23 protein-coding genes and 1 pseudogene are annotated in these 21,844 nt (G+C 53.9%); 11 read left to right on the plus strand and 13 right to left on the minus strand.

What is annotated here, in order from left to right:
• The 6 genes and pseudogenes from ACEQU8_RS12855 to ACEQU8_RS12880 form a co-directional block, all read right to left on the minus strand.
• A pseudogene (locus ACEQU8_RS12855) lies at window positions 1-619 on the minus strand (hypothetical protein); the annotation flags it as partial.
• A gap of 8 nt (window positions 620-627) precedes the next feature.
• Window positions 628-1,290 carry a hypothetical protein gene (locus ACEQU8_RS12860; protein ID WP_370264133.1) on the minus strand — a complete coding sequence of 221 codons (663 nt, stop codon included), beginning with the start codon at window positions 1,288-1,290 and terminating at the stop codon, window positions 628-630.
• A 136-nt stretch (window positions 1,291-1,426) separates the two neighbouring features.
• On the minus strand, window positions 1,427-1,765 hold the full coding sequence (locus ACEQU8_RS12865; protein ID WP_370264135.1) for a hypothetical protein: 339 nt from the start codon (window positions 1,763-1,765) through the stop codon (window positions 1,427-1,429).
• A 107-nt stretch (window positions 1,766-1,872) separates the two neighbouring features.
• Window positions 1,873-3,081: a GumC family protein gene (locus tag ACEQU8_RS12870; protein ID WP_370264136.1), complete on the minus strand. Its 1,209-nt coding sequence runs from the start codon at window positions 3,079-3,081 to the stop codon at window positions 1,873-1,875.
• 13 nt (window positions 3,082-3,094) lie between these two features.
• Complete coding sequence (locus ACEQU8_RS12875; protein WP_370264137.1) at window positions 3,095-5,458, minus strand: SLBB domain-containing protein; 2,364 nt, start codon at window positions 5,456-5,458, stop codon at window positions 3,095-3,097.
• A 77-nt stretch (window positions 5,459-5,535) separates the two neighbouring features.
• Window positions 5,536-6,669: a glycosyltransferase gene (locus ACEQU8_RS12880; protein ID WP_370264138.1), complete on the minus strand. Its 1,134-nt coding sequence runs from the start codon at window positions 6,667-6,669 to the stop codon at window positions 5,536-5,538.
• Window positions 6,670-7,184: 515 nt separating this feature from the next.
• On the opposite strand from ACEQU8_RS12880, the gene ACEQU8_RS12885 reads away from it, so the two are divergent.
• A complete protein-coding gene (locus tag ACEQU8_RS12885) occupies window positions 7,185-7,487 on the plus strand; it encodes a PIN domain-containing protein (RefSeq protein ID WP_370264140.1) in 303 nt (100 codons plus the stop codon).
• Window positions 7,488-7,542: 55 nt separating this feature from the next.
• On the opposite strand, the gene ACEQU8_RS12890 is transcribed toward ACEQU8_RS12885, so the two are convergent.
• From ACEQU8_RS12890 to ACEQU8_RS12900, 3 genes are all read right to left on the minus strand, one after another.
• The gene (locus tag ACEQU8_RS12890; RefSeq protein WP_370264141.1) at window positions 7,543-8,649 is read right to left on the minus strand and encodes a Fic family protein; all 1,107 of its coding nucleotides are present in this window, start codon (window positions 8,647-8,649) and stop codon (window positions 7,543-7,545) included.
• 72 nt (window positions 8,650-8,721) lie between these two features.
• Window positions 8,722-9,906, minus strand: a complete 1,185-nt coding sequence (locus ACEQU8_RS12895; RefSeq protein ID WP_370264142.1) for a lipase — start codon at window positions 9,904-9,906, stop codon at window positions 8,722-8,724.
• Window position 9,907: 1 nt separating this feature from the next.
• A complete protein-coding gene (locus ACEQU8_RS12900; RefSeq protein ID WP_370264144.1) occupies window positions 9,908-10,381 on the minus strand; it encodes a DUF6795 domain-containing protein in 474 nt (157 codons plus the stop codon).
• 188 nt (window positions 10,382-10,569) lie between these two features.
• Here ACEQU8_RS12900 and ACEQU8_RS12905 point away from each other — a divergent pair, with 188 nt between their 5' ends.
• Window positions 10,570-10,830, plus strand: a complete 261-nt coding sequence (locus tag ACEQU8_RS12905) for a helix-turn-helix domain-containing protein (protein ID WP_370264145.1) — start codon at window positions 10,570-10,572, stop codon at window positions 10,828-10,830.
• Between the two features lie 3 nt (window positions 10,831-10,833).
• A complete protein-coding gene (locus tag ACEQU8_RS12910; protein WP_370264146.1) occupies window positions 10,834-12,186 on the plus strand; it encodes a type II toxin-antitoxin system HipA family toxin in 1,353 nt (450 codons plus the stop codon).
• Between the two features lie 157 nt (window positions 12,187-12,343).
• Here ACEQU8_RS12910 and ACEQU8_RS12915 read toward each other — a convergent pair whose 3' ends face one another.
• From ACEQU8_RS12915 to ACEQU8_RS12930, 4 genes are all read right to left on the minus strand, one after another.
• The gene (locus ACEQU8_RS12915; protein ID WP_370264147.1) at window positions 12,344-12,649 is read right to left on the minus strand and encodes a type II toxin-antitoxin system VapC family toxin; all 306 of its coding nucleotides are present in this window, start codon (window positions 12,647-12,649) and stop codon (window positions 12,344-12,346) included.
• 77 nt (window positions 12,650-12,726) lie between these two features.
• Entirely contained in the window at window positions 12,727-12,972 is a 246-nt protein-coding gene (locus ACEQU8_RS12920) for a type II toxin-antitoxin system Phd/YefM family antitoxin (RefSeq protein ID WP_370264149.1), read from the minus strand.
• 192 nt (window positions 12,973-13,164) lie between these two features.
• Complete coding sequence (locus ACEQU8_RS12925) at window positions 13,165-13,506, minus strand: hypothetical protein (protein ID WP_370264150.1); 342 nt, start codon at window positions 13,504-13,506, stop codon at window positions 13,165-13,167.
• Window positions 13,507-13,569: 63 nt separating this feature from the next.
• The gene (locus tag ACEQU8_RS12930; RefSeq protein WP_370264151.1) at window positions 13,570-13,986 is read right to left on the minus strand and encodes a DUF6795 domain-containing protein; all 417 of its coding nucleotides are present in this window, start codon (window positions 13,984-13,986) and stop codon (window positions 13,570-13,572) included.
• A gap of 318 nt (window positions 13,987-14,304) precedes the next feature.
• Between ACEQU8_RS12930 and rfbA the strand changes: the two genes are divergently transcribed.
• From rfbA to ACEQU8_RS12970, 8 genes are read left to right on the plus strand one after another with little or no spacing between them, the layout of a single operon-like run.
• Entirely contained in the window at window positions 14,305-15,177 is an 873-nt protein-coding gene (rfbA, locus tag ACEQU8_RS12935) for a glucose-1-phosphate thymidylyltransferase RfbA (RefSeq protein ID WP_370264220.1), read from the plus strand.
• Window positions 15,174-16,907 (plus strand): ABC transporter ATP-binding protein, encoded by a 1,734-nt coding sequence (locus ACEQU8_RS12940; RefSeq protein WP_370264152.1) that lies wholly within the window; start codon window positions 15,174-15,176, stop codon window positions 16,905-16,907. Before rfbA ends, ACEQU8_RS12940 begins: the two co-directional genes overlap by 4 nt.
• Window positions 16,904-17,800 carry an alpha-1,2-fucosyltransferase gene (locus ACEQU8_RS12945; RefSeq protein WP_370264154.1) on the plus strand — a complete coding sequence of 299 codons (897 nt, stop codon included), beginning with the start codon at window positions 16,904-16,906 and terminating at the stop codon, window positions 17,798-17,800. The genes ACEQU8_RS12940 and ACEQU8_RS12945 overlap by 4 nt, the downstream gene beginning before the upstream one ends.
• Window positions 17,797-18,210: an FdtA/QdtA family cupin domain-containing protein gene (locus tag ACEQU8_RS12950; protein WP_370264155.1), complete on the plus strand. Its 414-nt coding sequence runs from the start codon at window positions 17,797-17,799 to the stop codon at window positions 18,208-18,210. Before ACEQU8_RS12945 ends, ACEQU8_RS12950 begins: the two co-directional genes overlap by 4 nt.
• The gene (locus ACEQU8_RS12955) at window positions 18,207-18,872 is read left to right on the plus strand and encodes an acetyltransferase (RefSeq protein ID WP_370264156.1); all 666 of its coding nucleotides are present in this window, start codon (window positions 18,207-18,209) and stop codon (window positions 18,870-18,872) included. The genes ACEQU8_RS12950 and ACEQU8_RS12955 overlap by 4 nt, the downstream gene beginning before the upstream one ends.
• Window positions 18,873-18,874: 2 nt before the next feature.
• The gene (locus tag ACEQU8_RS12960) at window positions 18,875-19,795 is read left to right on the plus strand and encodes a hypothetical protein (RefSeq protein WP_370264157.1); all 921 of its coding nucleotides are present in this window, start codon (window positions 18,875-18,877) and stop codon (window positions 19,793-19,795) included.
• A gap of 8 nt (window positions 19,796-19,803) precedes the next feature.
• On the plus strand, window positions 19,804-20,739 hold the full coding sequence (locus ACEQU8_RS12965; protein ID WP_370264159.1) for a GNAT family N-acetyltransferase: 936 nt from the start codon (window positions 19,804-19,806) through the stop codon (window positions 20,737-20,739).
• Entirely contained in the window at window positions 20,736-21,839 is a 1,104-nt protein-coding gene (locus tag ACEQU8_RS12970; protein WP_370264160.1) for a DegT/DnrJ/EryC1/StrS family aminotransferase, read from the plus strand. The genes ACEQU8_RS12965 and ACEQU8_RS12970 overlap by 4 nt, the downstream gene beginning before the upstream one ends.
• Window positions 21,840-21,844: the final 5 nt, after the last annotated feature.

Here is a 21,844-nt window from a genome sequence, read left to right on the forward strand (position 1 = left end):
GTTGCACCAGCCACACCTGGTCTACCGCTTGCCCCAGCTGCCACCATGGGGCATTGCGAATGCATTGGGCCACATAGGCATGTGCCTCTACACCGGTTTGGTAAGCCACTGGGCAGGGGCCAGCACCGCCCACCACCAGCACATGGTTTGGCTGAGCGGGTATGTGCACCACATCACCGGGTTGCAGCTTGGGGTCTAGCTGGGGGTTAAGGGCCAAAAAGTCTGCATCGGTGTTTGGCAGCACCAGGCGGCCAGTGGCGGGCAGCCTTTCTACCAACTGGGTGTAGGCACTACCCTGTGTTGAGTTGTTAGTTTTTAATAAGGTAAGTAACTGGGTGCGGGCCAGCTGCTGCTTTGGCAGCAGCGCTTGCCGCTGCAAGCTAAGCGCAGGCAAATAGGTTTGCTGGCCATTGGCCACGCTGGGTAGCAAGCCATTGCGGCGCAGGTAAACCGACAAACGCTCACCGGCCTGTATTGCAGCTTGCGGGGTGGCAAGGGTGCCGCCACTGGCTGGGCTGCCTGGCGTTGCTTGGGCAGAAGATGCAGGCGGTGCTGCATGGGCTGCTGTGGGTGTGGTCAGCGCGGCCAACACCGCCATATAAATAAGGCTAGGCTTCATCAATGTGTTTATAAGTTGCTGGCTGCGGTACGCAGCAAATATTCTATGCATTGGCCTTGGGCCAAACCGCCTACGCAATACTGCCCATACACCAGGTTGCGGGTGTTGGGGTGGGTGGCCACCAATTGAAATATGGGTTGTGTGGCATTGGGGGCGTTGCCCCCGTCGGTGGCATTGGCCTGCCAAGCCTTGTATTGCAAACCTTGCACCTGCTGGGCACGCTTAAGCAAGGGGCTTGGTTTGTTGAGCAAAGCGCCGGGCACATCAACCACATTCCATTGCAGCGCTAAACCATGCACACCAGTGCTAGGCATGTGCACTGCCAAGCTTAATGGCGCACCAAAGCCGGCCCACTCGGTTTGCGCCACCTGCGGCAAATAAGGCACCCCAGCGCTGCCCACCACAAAACCGCTTTGTGTGCGTAGCAGTTCGCCACTACCGCTTACCCAGGTTTCTACACTGGGGGCAACAGCGCTGCCGCTGGGCTGCGGTGTATATACCTCGGCAAGCACCATGAGCGCGCTGCTACTGGGCGCGTGTACCTCTAGGTAAGTGATGTTGGGCTGCAAGGGCACGTGTGCGTAGCTGGGTGGGTTGCGGGTGTTCCAATAAGCCTGTGCAGCACCCACAGCCGCACCGCCCAAGCTGGTGCAGCCAGAGATGAAAAACATGGCAAACAGCAGTGAAAGTAAATTGCGCCGCATAAGGAACAAACATTGAGTGATTAAATAAAATACAAAACCAGTAAAAGAATAAAAAACAAAGGGCCCACAACGGGCCCTTTTGCAACAACCAAGCGTGTATAGCTTACTGCGTGCTTGTTGCAGTGGCAGTGGCGGTGGCAGTCTGGTCGTCGTTAGTGATGGCAACCGCCGCAGCCACACCCACAGCTACCGCTGCAAGGGTGCCCACAGCCAAACCGCCTGCCGCAACACCGCCGGCCACTCCAGCGCCAACACCTGCGGCACCAGCACCCGCTGCGCCAGCGCCTGCAGCACCTGCACCGGCTGCGCCGCTACCAGCGGCGGCACCACCCGCGCCAGCACCGGCACCACCACTACCAGCGGCTGCACCGCCAGCTTCAGACTGGGCCATGGCCACGCCGCTGAATGCCAGCATGGAAATAATCGCCAAAAATTTCTTCATCTTGTTCTCCCTAGGGTAGGAATTTCATAATAAATGCGCACGAACTAAACAGTACAACAAATACATGAATTAAACCACCCCATATTCATGGGGCGCAGGCAACCTTTTTATGCCTTAAAACCCCATGCGCGTTTAAAGGCCTGTAAGCGGCTTTGCTGCTGCTCGTCCCTGTTGGCGTTGCGCATGGCCCCTTTAAGCAATGCAATAAGCACCGCCAAAAAGCCTGCCGCCAGCACCGCCACCACCACAATCATGGCGCGTTTGGGCTTGCTTTTGCGCTCGGGCGGGGTGGCAGCGTCTAGCTGCTGCACGTTGCCGCCGTCTTTGGCTTCGTCCACCTTGGCCAGTTCAAATTGCTTGGCCATAATTTCGAATATGGCTTCTTGGTACTTTACCTCGCGCAGGGCCCGCACATAAGCCAAGCCTTGTTCGGGCAGGTTACCAGCAGACACCAAACCAAGCTCGCTGCCCTCTGCGCCTTTGTCCAATTTGCGCAGTTCGGCCTTTAAACCATTGAGCTCAGCCACCACGCGGCGGTAGTCTGCATTTTCGGCCGTGGCAAAGGTGCGCATGGCGGCCAGTTGCACCTCGCGCTGTGCAATTTCGGCCCGCAGGCGGGCCACAGCCCCAATGGTGGCCTCGGCCTGGCTTTTAAGCTCCACCAGGCCAGTACGTTCTTGGGTTTCTTTAAGCGCCACCTCTGCCTTGGCAAGTTCGTCTTTGGCTTGGGCAAATTGTTGCTCAAAAAACTGCCGGCGCTGTTGGGCCTCGGTAACCGCCACACGGGTCATTAAGGCTTGCAGTTCTTCAAAATACACATTGGCCATTTGGGCGGCAAAGGCGGGGTCTTCGTCGTCCACTTCTAGCGTAATCAAATTGCTTTTTTTGTCGCTGCTAACGCGCACAAGCTGATCTAGCTTTAAGTACACGTCTTGCCGCATTTCGGCTTCATAGCGTTCTATTAGGCCAAGGCGGTCGATGACCGCATCTTTAATACTGCGGCTTTTAAGCATGCCCACCACGGTGTCTGCCGTGGTGCCACCGGCAGAAATACCGGCCAGGTTGGCCAAGCCACCCAGGCTGGCCAGGGCGGCAGCGGCGCCACCGCCGCCACTTTGGGGGGGCAGCAAAGTGGTTTTGGCGGTGTAAATGGGGGTAAGCAACAGGCTAACCACAATGGCCACAATGCCGGCCACAAAAGGAAGGCCAAAGATGAGCTTTTTTTCTTCGCCCAGGGTGGTGCCCAGCTCTAGCAGGCTGATTTCGTCTTCTTCTGCATAGTCAAACTGGGGGGTTGGGGTTTGGGGTGTGTTCATGCTGCGCCCCGCCTTAATCTTGAATGGCCTTGATGGCCGCAGCCCCCAAGCCCACTTGGTAGAAAATTTGCGAAATATCGAGCAGACCTTTCATAAACGACACGCGCTCGAAATCTTCTGGCACATAAATTACATCGCCGGGCAAGGCACGGCGGCCATGCAAGCCGCTTACAAACGGCACCCAGCCTTGCTGGGCACTGTCTACCGTGCCGTTGGCGCGCAGCACAAAAATAGAGCCATCGTCTGCGCTCTTGGCGGCGCCGCCGGCCATGTTCAGGTAATCAAACACGGTTTTGCCGCCCTCGTAGGCGAACGCGCCTTGGGTAAATACACTGCCGAATATACCGACCTGCCCCGGCACTGTGGGTATGGTGATGGTGTCGCCATCGTCCAACACCAAGGGGGGAAGCTCTGCAATGGCCATGGCTTTGGGAGGCACGTCGAGCACCACGCGCCCATCGGGCCGGCGGGTTTTAAGCCGCTCCAGGTAAAGCTGTTGCTTTTGCGTTTGGGCTTGTACATTGGCTGCATCGGCGGCATTTAAGGCTGAGGCCGCATTGGAATTGCTGGCGGCCAACAACAGCCGCTCGGCTTGTTCCAAGGCGCGTTGGTATTGCTCCTCTTGCTGTTGCTGAATGCTTTTGCGCATCAGGCGCGTACCAAACAAATAAGCGTCTTCGGTTAGGCCACCTGCTTTAACCAACACATCGCGCAGGGTTTCGCCGGGCACCACCTGGTAAAACCCCGGGGACTTAACCTCGCCCACCACCTTCACCAAGGCGGTTTTGCGGGATTTTGGAATATCTGCATCTTTGGTGCTAAACACCGTCACAATATCGCCAGGCTGCAGCACCAGGTTGTGCTGCGGGTCGCGTGCCATGGCCTTTTTTAAATTGAATGGCACCACCAAGGGCTTAATTTCGCGTTTGTCCAAGCGCTCGATTACAGCGTATTCCCAGTTAATTTGATCCACCAGGGAACGAACCGTTTCGCGAATGACCTCGATACGGGAATCGGGGTTGTTCTCTTTGGCCAGCACTTGTTGGAGGTTGCTGGGCGCGGTGTTTTTTTCTTGCTCCTCGGCTTCTTCAACCACACCCACGAGTGCGTTTTTCTTTTTAAAGTACGAAGGCTGAATAAGCACATCGGTATTGGGTATAAGGTCGGCCACGGTCATGCCCGGCATGTAAGGGTAGCGCGCTGGGTCTGCCACAGCGCCTTTCAGCGTAACCGCGTTGGCAAATTCGCGCCGCACGGCAAACAGCGTCACAATGTCACCGTCTTTTAGTTTTACTTCGTTTACAGCACGTTGGTAAGCCAACTGCTCCACCGCACGCGGGGCGGCGGGGTTGCTGGGGTTAAAACCTTCGAGCAGCACCGTGTCTTGCCGAAGCAGTGTGGTGTCTGCACCGCTTAAGGCCAACACATCACTTAAGGTTTCGCCAGGCTTTAGCTCAAAAATTGCAGCGGCTGGGCCTTCAATGTTAAGCGCCACGCGCGGGCCTGCAGAGCCAACAAACACCACATCGCCGCTTTGCAATTTGCGGTCGCCAGTGAGCACCCCTTCGCGAAGCAGTTGATACAGGTCGAAACTGGCAACGGTTTGCCCACCACGCTTTAGTTGCACGTTGCGGTAGCTGCCGTTGATGCCGGGCTGGGCCACGTTAAACAGCACTGAAGCCAGCGTGCTGGTGCTGCTAACAGTGTGCATGCCGGGCAACAGGGCTTGGCCAGCCACATAAATGTTTACCCCACCCAGTTTGCCGAGGCTGGCGCTTAGGTTGAAGTTTTTATACACCTTGCCCATTTCGGCTTTTAAAAAGTCGTCTAGCCCGCTGGCACGTACCCCGGCCACTGGGAAGGTGCCCACGGTGGGTATGCTGAGCTGGCCTTCGCGGTCTACCACAGCGCGGGTATTGATGTTGATGGCACCCCACACGCGAATATTAATTTCGTCACCGGGGCCAATTTCGTAATCGGTGGCCACAGGCTGATTACCACGGTCGCGGGGAAGTTCTTTTTGCAGCGCAGAGTCACCAAAATTGGGCAGACGGCGACCAGTGGCCTCTAAAACAAATTGCTGGAAGGGAGTAAGGGGTTTATTGGCGTTGAGCGGCTGGGGAGCTTGATCTGCAACGGGTGCAGCCGCGCTGGCTTGTGTTTGGCTTATGGAAGCAAAGGGGTTTGCGCCCATGCCGCCTTGGGAAGCCCCTCCCATGACTGGCACCTCGCCCCCTTGGCGGGCGGTGGCGCTGGGCGCATTGGAAAAGGGGAAAGGAAGTTGCTGGCTGCTGCTTTGGGATTGGGCGTGTGCAACACCAGCCAAGCCAACAAACGAAACAACAAGCGCCAACAGCGCTTTGGTAAACCCTTGCATTGTGAACCCGGAAGTAAATGGAGTAACTGCGTAAAAATAAACCAAACCGAGGGGCAAGCTGCCCCCCTTAGGCGCATTTAGGCCGATTTGCGTTTGCGAAAATAAATACCCAAGCGAACCATGCGCTTGTACATGCGCTGGTAAATAAAAAAGCTGAGTACCAACCAAGCCACCACCATGCCCAAACTTTGAGGCCAAAACATGGCGCCCAGCATGGGCACAAAGGCATACACCCACAAAAATGGGGATGTGTAAGCATTGCGTTGCCAAGCGGGTGCGCCGGGCAGCAAACGGCGGCTAACCACGCGGCGGTAGATTAAGCTGTGCAAATGGCTGGCATCGGGTGCACCGGGGTTGTGGCGGCGTTTGCGGCTAATGCGGCGGTAAATGCTGAACATGGTCTCGATGAATGGGTAGCCGCACACCAGCAACATGGCCCAGGGCGATACATCGTGCGGGTTGCGCACCACCAGCGCCACCGCCAGCATGGCCACAAAATAACCCAAGGTGTAAGCACCGGCATCGCCAAGGAATATGTAGCCCCGCGGGTAGTTCACCAACATAAAACCAAACACAATGGCCGCGCCCACCAAGGCCAGGTTGGCCACCACGGGATCGCCAGCGCGCATGGCAATGTAGGCCAGGGTAAGCAGCATAAGCACAACCACACCGCTGGCCAGGCCATTAAAACCATCAATAATGTTTACGCTGTTGGCAATGCCCGCCACTGCAAACGCTGTGAACAAAACACCCACTGGGGCCAGTGCAAGCAACCAATCTACCCCGGGAATGTGCACGGTGTGAATAAAGTACCCCGTAAGCAGTGCTGCCAACAGACCACTGGCCCCGGTGGCCAGCAGGCGGGTTTTTACGCTGACTTTTTTTGTAATGTCTTCAACCAGGCCAGCAGCAAAGGCAGGCAAAGCACCCAGCATAAGCAGGCCCAGCAGTTGGGTGGTTTGCTCGGCAAGCGCCAACCCCGAACTACTGGCCATGGCCAACCACGCTGCCAAAGCCCCCGCCAACAGCGCCAAACCGCCCACGCGGGGTGTTGGGGTGGTGTGAAATTTTTGCACGCCCTGTGCAGAATCCATACTGAATGCGCCGTGCCATTGCTTGGTGGCGACCAACAGCACACAACAGGCGAATGAACCCAAAGCGCCTGCCAGCAGTGCTGGCCACAACGATAGGTATGCTTCGAAGGTGTGCATAGTGCTCCTTTTGCTTGCAAGTGTTTAGCTGCGTGTAATGGCCAAGCCAAGGGCGCCCGGCAATAAACCTGTAATGCTTTAAAACTGCAATGCCCTGTGGGTTGGATATTTATGCTTGTTGTATTGTGCTACCGCAACATGGCGGTTTAATGAATTTCCACAGGGGTAACCAATATAGCACCATTGGGGTAGAAAGGCACCTGTGGGGCTGTTGCTGGCCTTGGGCCTTGCCAACCACAACCTATGCCAAAGCCCCTTGAATTGGGGGTGCCGGGGCGTTTAGAACCCGCAATATATGAAAAAATACCCTTGAAAAATAAAGGCAATACTTACAAATGCTGCGCCTTTTGGGTATTTTGCATTTGCACAAACAAGGGGGCAAATATACCCCCTCCACAAATGAGGGGGGGGATTAGACAAACTGCCCAGAAGGCCGTTGCCAGGACGATTAAATACTGATTACGTATTCAGGCATTGGGCAGTATTGACAGCGAATTTGTGGCAGCGCTGGAAGCATGGGCTTTGTGACCTGGGCAGAACTGCTAAAAGGCGCTGAGCGAAGCACCCGCAAGGCCGATACTCTTCAACGGCTGGAACTACTGACAAGGCAAGATCCGGTACTCTACCCCCAGGGCACGGCCATATGCGAACACTACGCCAAACAGTTCACACGCTTGAAAGATGCAGGAACCCCCATCGGAGGAAATAACCTGTGGATTGCATGCCATGCTTTGGCCGTGGGCGCAACTCTAGTAACGCACAACACAAAAGCGTTTGCGAGGGTGGCCGAACTGCCAACCGAAGACTGGGTGGCGTGAAAATCAAATTTTTCTGCGCGCAATGATGGCTCTGTGTGCTTGTGGGCGTTGCGAATTATTGCGGCAGGGCAGCCAGCTGGTAACTGGTGCTTCGGCCATTGGCAGGTGACTTGATCAACACGCCATGAGCAAGCAGGTCAGTAATATCTCGCAATGCAGTGTCTTGCGAGCATTTGGCAATGGCAGCCCATTTGCTGGTGGTTAACTTGCCCTCAAAGCCATCAAGCAATTTGTTCAGCAGTTTTATCTGCCGCTGGTTAAGCGGAACAGCGCACCAGTGCTGCCAAAAGCGGGACTTGGCCAGCACAGAATTAAGTGTAAGCTGCGCTTGGTCAACTGCACCTTGCAAGGTTTCCAAGTACCACAGCAGCCACTCGGTTACATCCAATGTGCCCTTTTGCGTACGCTCCAACATTTCATAGTAGGCCTTGCGCTTTCGCTGAATTTCGGCTGACAGGCTGTAGAAGCGCTGCGGGCTGCACTCGGCACGAGAAAGCAGCAAATCCCCCACGGCTCTGGCAATGCGGCCGTTACCGTCATCAAAAGGGTGCAGCGTGACAAACCACAGATGACCGAGCCCGGCCCTAAGTAGAGGCGGCTCGCTTTCCGGACCGTTGGCCCAAGCTAAAAATTTACCGATTTCAGCGGGAATTCGGTCTGCAGGAGGGGCTTCGAAGTGCACCTTCTGGCGCCCCATGGGGCCAGAGACGACCTGCATCAAGCCTGCAGTATCATCGCGCCATTGGCCTACCTTGATTTTCGACATCCCGGAATAACCGGTTGGAAACAAGGCCGCATGCCAACTGCACAAACGCTCTTGTGTGAGCGCAGCCTTGGCATTGGTGGTTGCGTCTAAAACCATGTCGACCACACCTTCGGCATGACGGTCAATGGGTGCCAAGGCACCAATGTCCACGCCCAACCTCCGAGCGATGGAAGAGCGCACGGAGTCTGCGTTTAAGGCTTCGCCCTCAATCTCGCTGGTTTTAAGAACATCTTCTGACAAGGCAGCCAAGCTGGCTTGGTCACGTAGGGAAAGACCAACGTCTGCCAGGCGACCCAGCAAAAGACCCTGAGCTCGGCTAACCTCTGCGATTGGGCCTGCCAGTGCTGCCAAATCAAAACTCCAGTTGGGCCAATCGCTTTGCTGCCAAATATACATTTAATCTCCGCCATTTATGCGGCGATTATGGGTGTTATTCACCGTAAATGCAATAGAAGCTGCGCCGCGAGGTTAGCGCGCCAACAGTTGCAGCGCCTGCCTGGCCATGGTGGTGACCGACTGGTGCAGCAGCCCAAACACCCAGCGTATGGTGGCCGCCGATGCGTCGGCCAACACAACCGCGGAGCGCCCCAGGTAAGCCATCACCGCCCCCAGCATGCCAGCGACCTCTTTTTTGGCCCGAAGGCTGGCCTGGGCGTAGCGGGCCAGAATTTCTGACATTTGATCGAGTACCGTGAATGCGCCCGAGCCATAGTGGCCTACGCTCAGGAGGCTTTGCGCGCCCAGTCGGCTGAGCATGTCGTGTATGGCCATGTTGATGAGTTTGAGCATTCGGCCGCTGAACATGGCACCGGGCACTTTGATGAGTTGCTCAAAGGGCCCTGCTCCTTTGTTGTGGGCCGGGTACATGGAGTTTTCAAGGTGCTGTTGCTTGCCCCGGCTTGTGCTTTGCAGTTGCTGCCAGCTTGCGCCCACCATGCTGGCGTAGCCATCGCCAAGCCTGTGCACCATGGGGTTTATTTTGAGCCAGCCGCCATCGAGCAGGTAGGTGCCGTGCACGTAGGGCGAGTGCACAAAGGGGTAGCAAGGCACCATGGTGACCACGTCGGCCTCATTGGCCACGCGGTGCACATGGTTGGCATTCATTTTTTTGCTCAGGTGCTCGGCATAAGGCACCAAGCCCACGCGGGGCGAGGCCACGGTGTACAGGTAAGAGTTCAAGCCCAGCTCGGCACACGCTGCGGCATTGAGGTTGGCCAACGCACCACCCAGGCTGTGGCCCATGCAGTGCACTGCGCTGGGGGTGAAGCCCAGGTTTTGTAGCTTGATGAATTCATTGAGCTGGCGCACATAGCTTTTGAAGGTGGTGCCAAACCCTTTGTGGATGTAGTGCCCGGTGGGGCCGGGGGCGGGAATGGTGTTGAGGTCGGTGCCCACATCGGGCAAAGATTGCGTGCCGCGGGTGGCGATTACGATTTCGCGAGAGCGCCCGCCGTTGAGCTGCGCCATGAAGCCAAAGCCGCTGGATACCGGGGTGATCAGGCCTGAGGTGGCGGTGATCAGTTTCAAAGAATTCAAATCAATAAATGGCATCGAGATTCCCAACTGATCTTTCAGCGCAGCCAAGTCCCTTCCCTTGGCTTTGTAAGCGCCATCAGAGAGTAAATAAATTTGATCGGGTGTTAATTGATTCATGTTAGATATTCCCTTTGTGTTGGCATCGGACAATCCGGCCGTGGTCATATTGCTCGTAGGCGGATAGGTCGCAATCGATTCTGATGACTCCCGCATTTGTTTCACTTTTCTCGGTAAAGTCATATTTGGTGTGAGACCAAATTGCATACCTTTGCCCATCGTGCAAAAGCCACAAGAGCTGAGAAATATTTGGATTTGCCGACAACAGATCTGGTCTTAAAAACCTGCGCTCCTGAACAACATCAAACTTGAACCAGCCGTCCTTAGCTGTAATAGCAGTGTCAGTGTGTTTACCGCCTTCAAATCCGCCGCTGTAGAGTTCTCGGGTCACGACCAGATTGCTCAAGGGCTTACCCTGCCAATGAACAACACCCTCGATGGGCGAGCAGTACACAATTTTTTTGAACACAAAAGCCTCCGACGACAGGGGAGCAAGGCAAAGCAGCAACACCAAAGCTGGCAAGATGCGGAACACGGTTTTAACCTGTGTGGTTTGACATAAACCCCACCCTAGCACCGTGGCGCGGGGCAGGCAAAAAAGGGGCTGGGGGTGTAACTCCTAGGGGTTACATGCAATGATGCATTCATGCAATACAAATTTTTTTGCGTATTCAAAATTTACACAATAGAATTTGTAAATTAAAGATACAGCTCAAAATTTGTATGAACGAATTTCCATTGCGCACTGCAGACCAACTGGGTTCACTGCTTCAATCCTTTCGCAGGCAAGCTGGCATGACCCAGTCTGAAGTTGCGATTCGCTTGGGCATTACCCAACAAACCTTGTCGGCCCTGGAAAGAAATGCAAAGAAAGTGAGTGCCGACCGATTGCTGGCACTTCTGAGCATTCTGGGCGTAGAGCTGGTGATGCGCAAGGCGAATGAATTTAGTCCTCCAAACCCACCAACCAGTCAGGATTGGTGAAGCATGGGGCGACGAAATCACAAACAAACCCTGTATTTGTGGATGAATGGTGAATTGGTGGGCACCTGGAGCACGCGTCCCCACGCTGGCGAAACCCTGCAGTACGACCACAATTGGTTAGCCTCGGGGCAAGGGCGCCCATTGTCTTTGTCGCTGCCATTTACACCGGGCAATCCACCACATCAAAGCGATGCGGTGCGCACCTATTTCGAGAATTTATTGCCCGACAGCCAGGAAATTCGCGAACGCGTGGCACGCCAGTTTAAGGTGGGTTCTACACAGGCGTTCCCTTTGCTGGCAGAAATAGGACGCGATTGCGTGGGCGCCCTTCAAATACTTCCAGATGCAAACCCACCCGAAGGTATTAAAGAGGTACGGGCGACCCCGCTGAAAGAGGCTGAAATTGCGCAATTGCTTCGCCACACCTTATCACCCAATACCCTGGTTAACCCGGAAAAAGGTGACACTGACTTTCGCATATCGATTGCAGGCGCGCAGGAGAAGACTGCACTGGTGTGGCTGAATGAGCGATGGTGTTTGCCACATGGATCGACACCGACAACGCACATACTCAAACTTCCACTGGGCCTGGTTGGCAACCTGAAAGTAGATATGCGCGACTCGGTTGAAAACGAGTGGCTGTGCTCGAAAATTCTGGAGGCATTTGGCTTGCCCGTTGCACCCACGCAAATCCTTCAGTTTGAGGACATAAAAGTACTGGCTGTGGAGCGCTTTGACCGCCAGTGGCAAACCGATGAAAAGGGTCAAAGGTGGCTGGTACGTTTGCCGCAGGAAGACATGTGCCAGGCCACAGCAACACCACCGCATTTGAAATACGAATCCGACGGTGGCCCGGGCATTCGTAGCATCATGAATCTGCTGGCAACGTCTCAAAACCCGGATCGTGACCGGCGCTTGTTTTTTCAGGCGCAGGTGCTTTTCTGGATGCTTCGCGCCACCGACGGGCATGCAAAGAACTTCAGTATTTTCATCCGGCGAAGTGGAACTTACGAACTGACCCCCTTGTACGATGTGCTTTCAGCCTACCCAGTCATTGGCAACGGTGCGCACCAGTTGTCGCCATTCAAGGCGAAGATGGCCATGGCCGTGCGGTCGAAAAACCCGCACTGGAACATGCAAGATATTGTGCGCAGGCACTGGGTGGCTGTGGGAACGGAACATGGTGTGGTGGCTCCAAACGGTCAGGGTGTTGAAGCGGTACTGGACAATTTGATTGAGAAGACTCCAGATGTGGTGCGCACGGTGCGCACCATGTTGCCCGAGGAATTTCCAATACACACTGCTGACAGCATACTCAATGGGCTACTTGGCGCTGCAAACAAATTGACGGTTTAGACAGCGCTGACCACCAACAACGACCTGCTTTCTGATGCCACAAGGGAAGTTGCAGACTTGCTCTATGGGCAGTTTGTTCAGGAACAGCGCGGCTATGTGCAATAGGCAGCAACCGTAGGAATTCGATTGACCACCATTGCGCCTTGAAAGATTGGGGTCAAGCGAGCCTTATAGAGGCTTGATACTGGGCTACCGTCGAGTCGTCGGTCAGCAATATGATTCCCTCGACCCTTGCTTGAGCAATCAGCAGTCTGTCAAACGGGTCTTTATGAATTGAGGGCAGAGCATCGATTGCAACCGCGTGTTCGCTGAGTATCGGCAATTCGACATATCCGTTGTCGATTAGACCCCTGCGTAGCATACGCGCATCAACCTGAAAATCTTGCCGGTTTAGCCCGCTTTTAATGGCAACTTCCCATATGCTCGCTACGCTAAAGAGCAATTCATTTTCCGGGTCGGCCATCAGTACACGAGCACCCGCTGGCAACCGCTCAATGCCCTGCGCTGCCTAAATTAGCAGATGGGTATCCAGCAGCAGTTTCACTCTTGGCCCTCGAACAGGTGTTGAATTTCATCCGCACCCATGGTGTTGAAGTCTTCTGGTACCTTGATCTCCCCGGCCATAAAACCGAATCGCTTCATTTGCGACGATTCAGGTGTGTCTAGTGCAGTCACCTTCACCATTGGCTTACCTGCCTTGGCAATCACAAACGATTCACCCTTGGCCGCCATTTCGACCAGTTTAGAAAGCTGCGTTTTAGCCTCGTGAATGTTGTAGGTTTGCATAGCAGCCTCATGTGAGTTAATTTTAATAAAATAAACCTATTAAACTACGTTTATATCATCTGGCCTAATACAGCAAGGAGCCTTTTGCTGCGTTGTATCCAAAATTGATCATCGAGCCCAAAACCGAACCACTTCGATTGGAGCAAATTTTGCTCGGTACAGACGGTTTGGAAATTAGAGAAAAGCAAACTTTCAACCACTTTTTGCATAAAGCCAAAAAATATTTGGACCACGAATTATCCGGCGAATATCCATGGTGGTGACCGACTGGTCCAGCAGCCCAAACACCCAGCGTATGGTGGCCGCCGATGCGTTGGCCAATACCACCGAGGAGCGCCCCAGGTAAGCCATCACCGCGCCCAGCATGCTGGCATAGCCATCGCCAAGCCTGTGCACCATGGGGTTTATTTTGAGCCAGCCACCATCGAGCAGGTAGGTGCCGTGCACGTAGGGCGAGTGCACAAAGGGGTAGCAAGGCACCATGGTGACCACGTCGGCCTCGTTGGCCACGCGGTGCACGTGGTTGGCATTCATTTTTCAGCCGACTGTGAGTTGTAAGCAATCCGGGAGAGATCATGGATTTGCGTTGGGTTTAATTCATTCATATTGTCTTACTCCATTGTTTTTGCAGCGCACTACACGCAAATCAGAACCCGGCTCAAATGTTGAAAGATCACAGTCAATCTTCAGTGTCCCGCCGACAGCCTCGCTCCCCAGATTGAAGTTGAGCTTGTCGAAACTCCACACCAAGTAATCAAACTCTTGATGCCTCACGATCAAAAATTGACTGACTCTGGGGTTTGCAGACAACAAATCGGGGCTGAACAGGCGTCGCTCTTGAACAACCGCAAACTTGAATTGACCAGCGCCGCTGGTCGTAGTGGAGTCGGTGAATTTGCCACTGTCGAAACCTCCACTGTGTAGCTGGCGGGTTACCAGCACATTGGCCAAAGGCTTACCCTGCCAATGAACAACACCCTCGATGGGCGAGCAGTACACAATTTTTCTGAACACGAAAGCCTCCGACGACCGGGGAGAAAGGCAAAGCAGCAACACCAAGGCTGGCAAGATGCGGAACACGGTTTTAACCTGTGTGGTTTGACATAAACCCCACCCTAGCACCGTGGCGCAGGGCAGGCAAAAAAGGGGCTGATATGTGATGGAATTAATTTATTTTCCATTCGAGCTTGACCACAGACAACGGCCTGCTTGCAGATACCATAAGGAACTTGTTGAACCGCTGCTGAACCCTTGGTTTTCGCGGCTGACACAAAACCGCGAACGGGTTATCATCGCCCGCTTTGAATATGTTTACTCTGGAACTGCTTGATGATAAAGAGAAAAGGCATTTTGCTGGCTGGTGGCAACGGAACCCGGCTGTACCCGGTTACGATGGCGATATCTAAACAGCTGATGCCGGTGTACGACAAGCCCATGGTGTATTACCCTCTGAGCACGCTAATGCTGGCTGGTATTCAAGAAGTATTGATAATTTCCACCCCGGCGGACTTACCCCTTTTTAAAGCGCTTCTGGGAGACGGCAGTCAATGGGGTATGCATTTTGAATACGCTGAGCAGGCTGAACCCAAGGGCATTGCTCAGGCGCTGACAATTGCTGAGCCATTTTTAGCAGGTAGCCAAAGTTGCCTTGTTTTGGGCGACAATATTTTTTATGGTCACGCACTGGCCGAATTGCTTCACAACGCTGGCAAACAGCAGCATGGGGCCACCGTGTTTGCTTACCACGTGCACGACCCTCAGCGCTATGGGGTGGTGGGCTTTGACGAATATCACCACGCCACTAGCATTGAGGAAAAACCGCTAAACCCAAAAAGCAATTACGCAGTAACAGGTTTGTATTTTTATGACGCAAAAGCCCCTGATATGGCGAGAAACCTGACGCCATCATCCCGAGGCGAACTTGAAATTACGGATCTGAACAGATTGTATCTGGAGCGTGGTGAACTAAAGGTTGAGGTGATGCGCCGCGGTTACACCTGGTTGGATACGGGTACGCATGACAGCTTGCTGGATGCAGCCACCTTCATTCACACCATCCAACGACGACAAGGCTTGATGGTGAGCTGCCCTGAGGAGATTGCTCACGCTCAAGGCTGGATTAGCAATGAACAAGTGCTAAAGCTGGCCAAGCCACTGGAGAAAAACGCCTATGGTCGCTATTTAACCAGCCTGGTGACCCGATGAAAAAGATTGCCAGCTTGCTTTCTAGAGCGCAGCGCCGTAACACGGTGGTGTTATTGCTGGCCATGCTTGCGGGCGCGGGCCTTGAAACCCTAAGCATTGGCAGCGTGGCACCAGTGGTGTCGGTGTTGCAGGGCCAAGCCGAAAACCAACACCCCTGGGTGCATGCAGCAGTGCAATGGGCGCAATCCATGCAAATACACCCAGGTTTGCTGGCTGTGTTTGTGTTGGTGCTACTTTTTTTGATCAAAGGTTTTTTTTTGGTTTGGTTGGCCTACAGGCAGGCTGCGTTCGCTTTTCGCCTACAAGCCGACGTATCGGCCCGCTTGTTCAAGGGGTATTTACTTCAGCCCTATTCGTTTCATTTGCAGCGCAACTCAGCCCAGCTAATACGCAATGCGATTAACGAAACCAATCAGTTTACCTTTGGGGCGGTATTACCAGCCTTGGTGTTAGCCACTGAGCTGCTAGTGTTGGCGGGCCTTGGGGTGTTGTTGCTGGCAGTGGAACCTGCAGGGGCCTTACTCATCATTCTGGTGGGGGGCTTGAGCGGCTTGGCGTTTTACCGGCTAACACGCAAAATGGTGCATGGCTGGGGCGAACGCCGCCACTACCACGAGGGTCTACGTATACAACACATTCAACAGGGCCTAGGCGGGGCGAAGGAAGTAAAGCTCAGTGGGCGCGAACAGTTTTTTATCGATCAATACGCGGTACACAACACCGAAAGCGCCCGCGTTGGCGAGTTGCAAACCGCCATGCAATCGCTGCCGCGCCTTTTACTAGAGTTTGTGGCCATGTTGACCTTGGGGGTAGCCGTGCTGGCTTCGCAATTTGCAGGGCGCAGTACAGCTGAACTTATCCCTCTGTTTGGCTTGTTCTCCGTGGCGGCATTTCGCTTGGTGCCTTCGGCCAATCGCATTATGGGCGCGTTACAGTCCATACGCTATTCCCATGCGGGCTTGAATGTATTGTTTGATGAACTCCAACAGTGCGAAACCCTACAAAGAAACCAAGGCCTGAATAACGCGATTGATCCCGTTTCCTTTGAACGTAGTATTGAATTGCGCAATGTGGGCTTTGCATATCCTGATGCAGGTAAACAGGCACTACATGGTGTATCGATTAAAATTGCGGCTGGGCAGACCGTGGGCATTGTAGGCGAGAGCGGCGCCGGGAAAAGTACCCTGCTGAACTTGCTGCTGGGTTTGCTGGAACCCAATGAAGGCGTGATTGAAGTCGACGGTCAATCACTGCACGCTAATGTGCGCGGCTGGCAAAAGCAATTAGGCTATGTGCCCCAGCATATCTACCTGACGGACGACACCCTGGCACACAACATTGCATTTGGCATACCAGACGCCGAGATTGACCTTGCTCGAATGCAAAAGGCAGTGGATATGGCTCAACTGGGGAGCTTTGTTGCATCACTGGAACAGGGTCTAAACACCCCAGTGGGAGAACGGGGAGTACGTTTGTCTGGAGGACAGCGCCAGCGTATTGGCATTGCCAGGGCCTTGTACCACGAACCAACAGTCTTGGTTCTGGACGAGGCCACGAGCGCGCTGGACAACGACACAGAAAATGAAGTGATGGGAGCGATTGCAGATTTGCATGGGCGGTTGACGATTGTGATCGTGGCTCACCGTATTGGCACAGTGGCCCGTTGCGACGCACTTTACAAAGTACATGCTGGGGCTGTCCAGCCTGTACGTTACGAGGAACTGATTTGATCGTCGTTAGAATTGTGGGCGGATTAGCCAGCCAGTTGCACAAGTATGCCGTGGGGCGCGCATTGGCTTTGCGACATAGCACCGCCCTTAAACTGGACCTAAGCTGGTTTGAGCAACGAAACGATGTAGATACCCCCTGGGAATACCAGCTTCACAAATACGCAATACGGGCAGAAAAGGCCAGTGCAGCGGAAATTCGTAGTATTCAGGGCCCAGCGCTGCTAAACCGGGTTTTTGACAAGCTAGAACGCAGCGCGAGTTGGCGTATACCGGGGCGAAAGGTGATTAAAACCAGCTTCATGGCTCCTGAAGACTTTGAACGTTTACCCGACAACATTTACTTGGCCGGGGAATGGGCAGGCGATGCATATTTCAGAGCGTACCGGCAACACTTGCTTACCGAGATGCAGCCCGTGATTGCGCTCTGTGAAGAAGCGCAACGCCTACTGGAAAAGATCGATAGCATGCCCAATTCGGTGGCGGTGCATGTACGGCGAGGAGATTTTTTGAGTAACCCGCATGCAAGCACCTTTCACGAAATTACGCCGCTTGGCTATTTTTTGCAGGCCACGGAAAGTCTAACGGCGCAACACCCAAACGCACAGTTCTTTCTGTTTACGGACGACCCAACTTGGGTAGAGGAAACACTCCAGCCTAAGCTGGGCATGAAAAGCCTTGTGGTGAAGGGGCTTGCCAACCATGAAGACCTGCTGCTAATGAGCCGCTGCACACACACTGTGATGAGCAACAGCGGTTTTGGCTGGACCGCCGCGTGGCTAAATACCCACCCAGACAAGCAGGTTATAGCACCGCGGCGCTGGTTGAAGAACGACACTGAAAACGCGAGGCTCACCGCACACCTATTCGCCGGGAACTGGGCCAAGTTGTTATGAGAAATACGAAACTGCTGACATTTAAAGCGATTGGCGACGAGCGTGGTTGGTTGACACCACTCGAGGTGGGCAAAGAGCTGCCTTTCGAGGTGAAGCGGGTGTATTTCATTTACGGAACACAACCCCACATTGACAGGGGCTTTCATGCCCATGCTGATCTGGAGCAAGTGGCTGTGTGTGTCTCTGGTAGCTGCCATTTTGTGCTGGACAACGGCTTGGAGCGCCACACAGTTAAACTAAACCAGCCAAACACCGGGCTTTATTTAGGGCCGATGATTTGGCGCGAGATGACCCAATTCACGGACGATTGTGTGTTGGTGGTATTTGCCAGCAAACTGTACGACCCCAGCGATTACATTCGCAACCATGATGAATTTCTAGAACGCGTGAAGCAAGGAGCACGGTCATGAGTAAGAAACTGGTGTTGATTGGCGCAGGCGAATTTGCGCTGATTGCGTACCAATATTTCACCTTCGATTCCGATTACGAGGTTGTGGGATTTGCCGTCGAAAAAGATTACCTGAAAGATCAAACCCTGGAAGGGTTGCCCGTGGTCCCCTACGAGGAACTGGAAATCCACTTTCCGGCGATCAATCACCATTTTTTTGTTGCTATTCCGGCCTCGAAGATGAATTCGGTGAGAAAGCGTTTTTACACTGAACTGAAAGAACGTGGCTGTACTTTGGCAAGCTACGTAAGCTCGAATGCATTTGTTTGGCGCAACGCCAAAGTAGGTGAGAACACCTTTATTTTCGAAAACAATGTGATTCAACCTTATGTCAGCATTGGCAATAACTGCATTCTGTGGAGCGGCAACCACATCGGACACCGAACAGTGATTCAAGATCACGCATTTTTGGCTTCACATGTGGTGGTATCTGGTTACTGCACCATTGGGGAAAGCGCTTTTTTGGGGGTCAATGCCACCTTGAATGACCACATCACGATTGGTGCGCTTGCACTGGTAGGATCTGGGGCGCTAGTCGCCAAAAGTGTTGAGCCCGAGCGCATTGTGGTTGGCAGCCCGGCCAGGCCTGTTCCTGGAAAAAGCAGCCTGGATACGGACATTTAATAATGGAATTCCAGAAATTGGGGTTGGTGTTTCGCACCAGTGACCACACCAGCAATTGGGCCAAACATTCGGCTTTAACCCCCACGCCCGTGCTGCACCCCGATGGCCATATTCGAGTTTATGCCGGGTTTCGCGATGACGCAGGGGTGAGCCGCATAGGCTACGTGGACCTAAACCCTGACAATCCGTTGGAGGTGTTGAAAGTCTCTGAACAACCAGTTCTGGATATTGGCACAGATGGCTGCTTTGACGACAACGGCGTGATTTTGGGCGATGTGGTGTGGCACAACGGTCAATGGCACATGTTTTACGTGGGTTTTCAGCTGGTGAAGAAGGCGAAGTTTTTGGCATTCACTGGCTTGGCATTGGCCGATGCAAAGGGCGAGCACTTTGAGCGTGTAAGCCCTGCACCCATTTTGGGCCGAGCAGCAAGCCAAACTACCATTGGCGCGGTGCACACCGCGATGTTTGACGAAGGCCGCTGGAAGTTGTGGTTTGCACGCGGCGACAATTGGGAAATGATCGACGGGAAACCCTACCCGCAGTATGAGATTTGTTACTGCGAAGCCTCCGATTTACTGGAAGTGCCCCGCAATGGGCAGTTGTGCATCACTCCGAGGCGACCTGAATACAGGATCGGTAGGCCACGGGTGTACAAAACCCTCACGGGCTTTGAAATGTACTACACCAAGGGCACCACGACGGGTGAGTATTTTCCGGGCAAAGCGTTATCAAGCAATGGGGTGCAATGGCAACGCCACGATGAGACCTTTGAACTGACGCTGTCCCGGCGGGGATGGGACAGCAATCATCTGTGTTACCCAAGTTTATTGACGGTGAAGGACAAGCGATACATGTTTTACAACGGCAACAACATGGGTCTAGATGGATTCGGTGTGGCCGTCGCTGATATCGAAAATTAATTTTGAATATGGAACTGAAACCCTACGAGCCCTCAGACTCAACCCGTTGGGACGAATTCGTCAACCGGGCAAGGAACGGAACGTTGTTGCACAAGCGCGGGTTCATGGATTACCACGCGCACCGATTTGAGGATTGTTCCTTATTGGCTTTTAACTCTAAGCGCCAGTTGGTCGCTGTTTTACCTGCGAACCGTGTGGCAGACGAGGTTCAAACCCATGGAGGCCTCACATTTGGAGGCTTACTGGTAGATCAAAATGTGGGGCAGACCCAGTGCCTGCGGTTGTTTGAAGAGATGACACGCCACTATGCGCAACGGGGTGCAAGAACCTTGCTTTACAAGCCCGTGCCACGCGTGTTTCACCGAACCGCATGTGAAGATGATCTGTATGCATTAAGCCGCATGGGAGCGCAGTTGGTGAGGCGAGACGCATCAACAGTGGTGGACTTGGCCAATCGGCCGAAGTGGGGAAAGGGTCGCCAATGGATCATCAACAAAGGCAGAAAGACTGGCGTTGAAATTCGGGCCATGACAGACCCTGCGCCTTTTTTGGCACTGCTAGAAAATACACTTGCCCGCCATGGTGCAAAACCGGTACACAGCACACACGAAATGATGTTGCTGATGCAACGCTTTGAAGAAGAAATTCGCCTTTTTGGCGCCTTTCTGGATGGACAACTGATGGCGGGCTGCTGGATATTTGATTTTGGTCGAGCCGTGCACACCCAGTATTTGGCCAATTCCCCTTTGGGGCGTGATTTTGGCGCACTGGACTGTTTAATTGCGGAGCTGATCGAACACGAGTACGCCCACCGGAATTGGTTAAGCTTTGGAATTTCAACCGAACAGGAAGGCCACGTGCTAAACGAGGGGTTGGTGGCCTTCAAGGAAAGTTATGGTGGCCACACGATGGTAAACGATTTTTACAGGTTGAATTTGACGTGAACGTGCCTTTTTTAGACCTGAAAGCGGTCAACGGACAATACCAAGGGGAGTTGGAAGAAGCTGTGTTGCGTGCCATGCGCTCCGGCTGGTACGTTCTAGGTAAAGAGCTAAGTGCATTCGAAAGTGAATTTGCGAATTACTGTGGCGTAGCGCATTGCATTGGGGTTTCCAACGGGCTGGACGCTCTGCACTTGATTTTGCGGGCGCTTGATATTGGCCCTGGCGATGAAGTGATTGTACCAGCCACCACCTTTGTGGCCACTTGGCTTGCAGTGACCCAGTGCGGGGCCACCCCGGTGCCGGTGGAACCGAAGCCGCAAGGTTTCAACATCGACCCGGACGGCGTTCAACAAGCTATTACCGAAAAGACCAAAGCCATTATGGCGGTGCATTTATACGGAGTGCCCGCCGACATGGTGGCCCTGAAAGCAATCGCTGACGGCCACGGCCTTCCGTTGATTGAAGACGCCGCTCAGGCGCATGGAGCCCAGCAAGCGAAAGTGCGGGCGGGGGCCCTGGGCACAGCTGCTGCTTTCAGTTTTTACCCTGGAAAAAATCTGGGCGCATTGGGAGATGCGGGTGCGGTGACCACCAACGATGCGGAGCTTGCCCGCAAAGTGCGCATGCTGCGCAACTACGGCAGTGAAGTGAAGTACCAACATGAATTAATGGGTTTGAATGCCCGGCTGGATGAGATTCAAGCCGCTATGCTGCGTGTGCGCCTTAACCACTACGAGGCCGACCAAGCCAAGCGTCGCGCCATTGTAGACCGTTACCAAAAGGAGCTTAAGGCCACTGCACTAGTGCTACCTGACGTACCACAGGGTATGGAGTCGGCTTGGCACCTGTTCGTCGTGCGCAGCCCGGAGCGTGCGCGGTGGATAGCGCATTTGGCTGATCATGGGGTACAAACTGTGGTGCATTACCCTGTGCCACCACACTTGCAGAAAACGTATGCGCACATGGGCCTGCAGGCAGGATGTCTTCCAATCACTGAAACCATTCACAACGAGGTTTTCAGTTTGCCGCTTTGGCCTGGAATGACCGAAAACATGATCAACCACGTTATTCAAACCTGCAAGACCTTCAGGCCTCAGTAACCCCG

This window comes from Limnobacter sp., assembly GCF_964228395.1.
GTDB lineage: Bacteria > Pseudomonadota > Gammaproteobacteria > Burkholderiales > Burkholderiaceae_B > Limnobacter.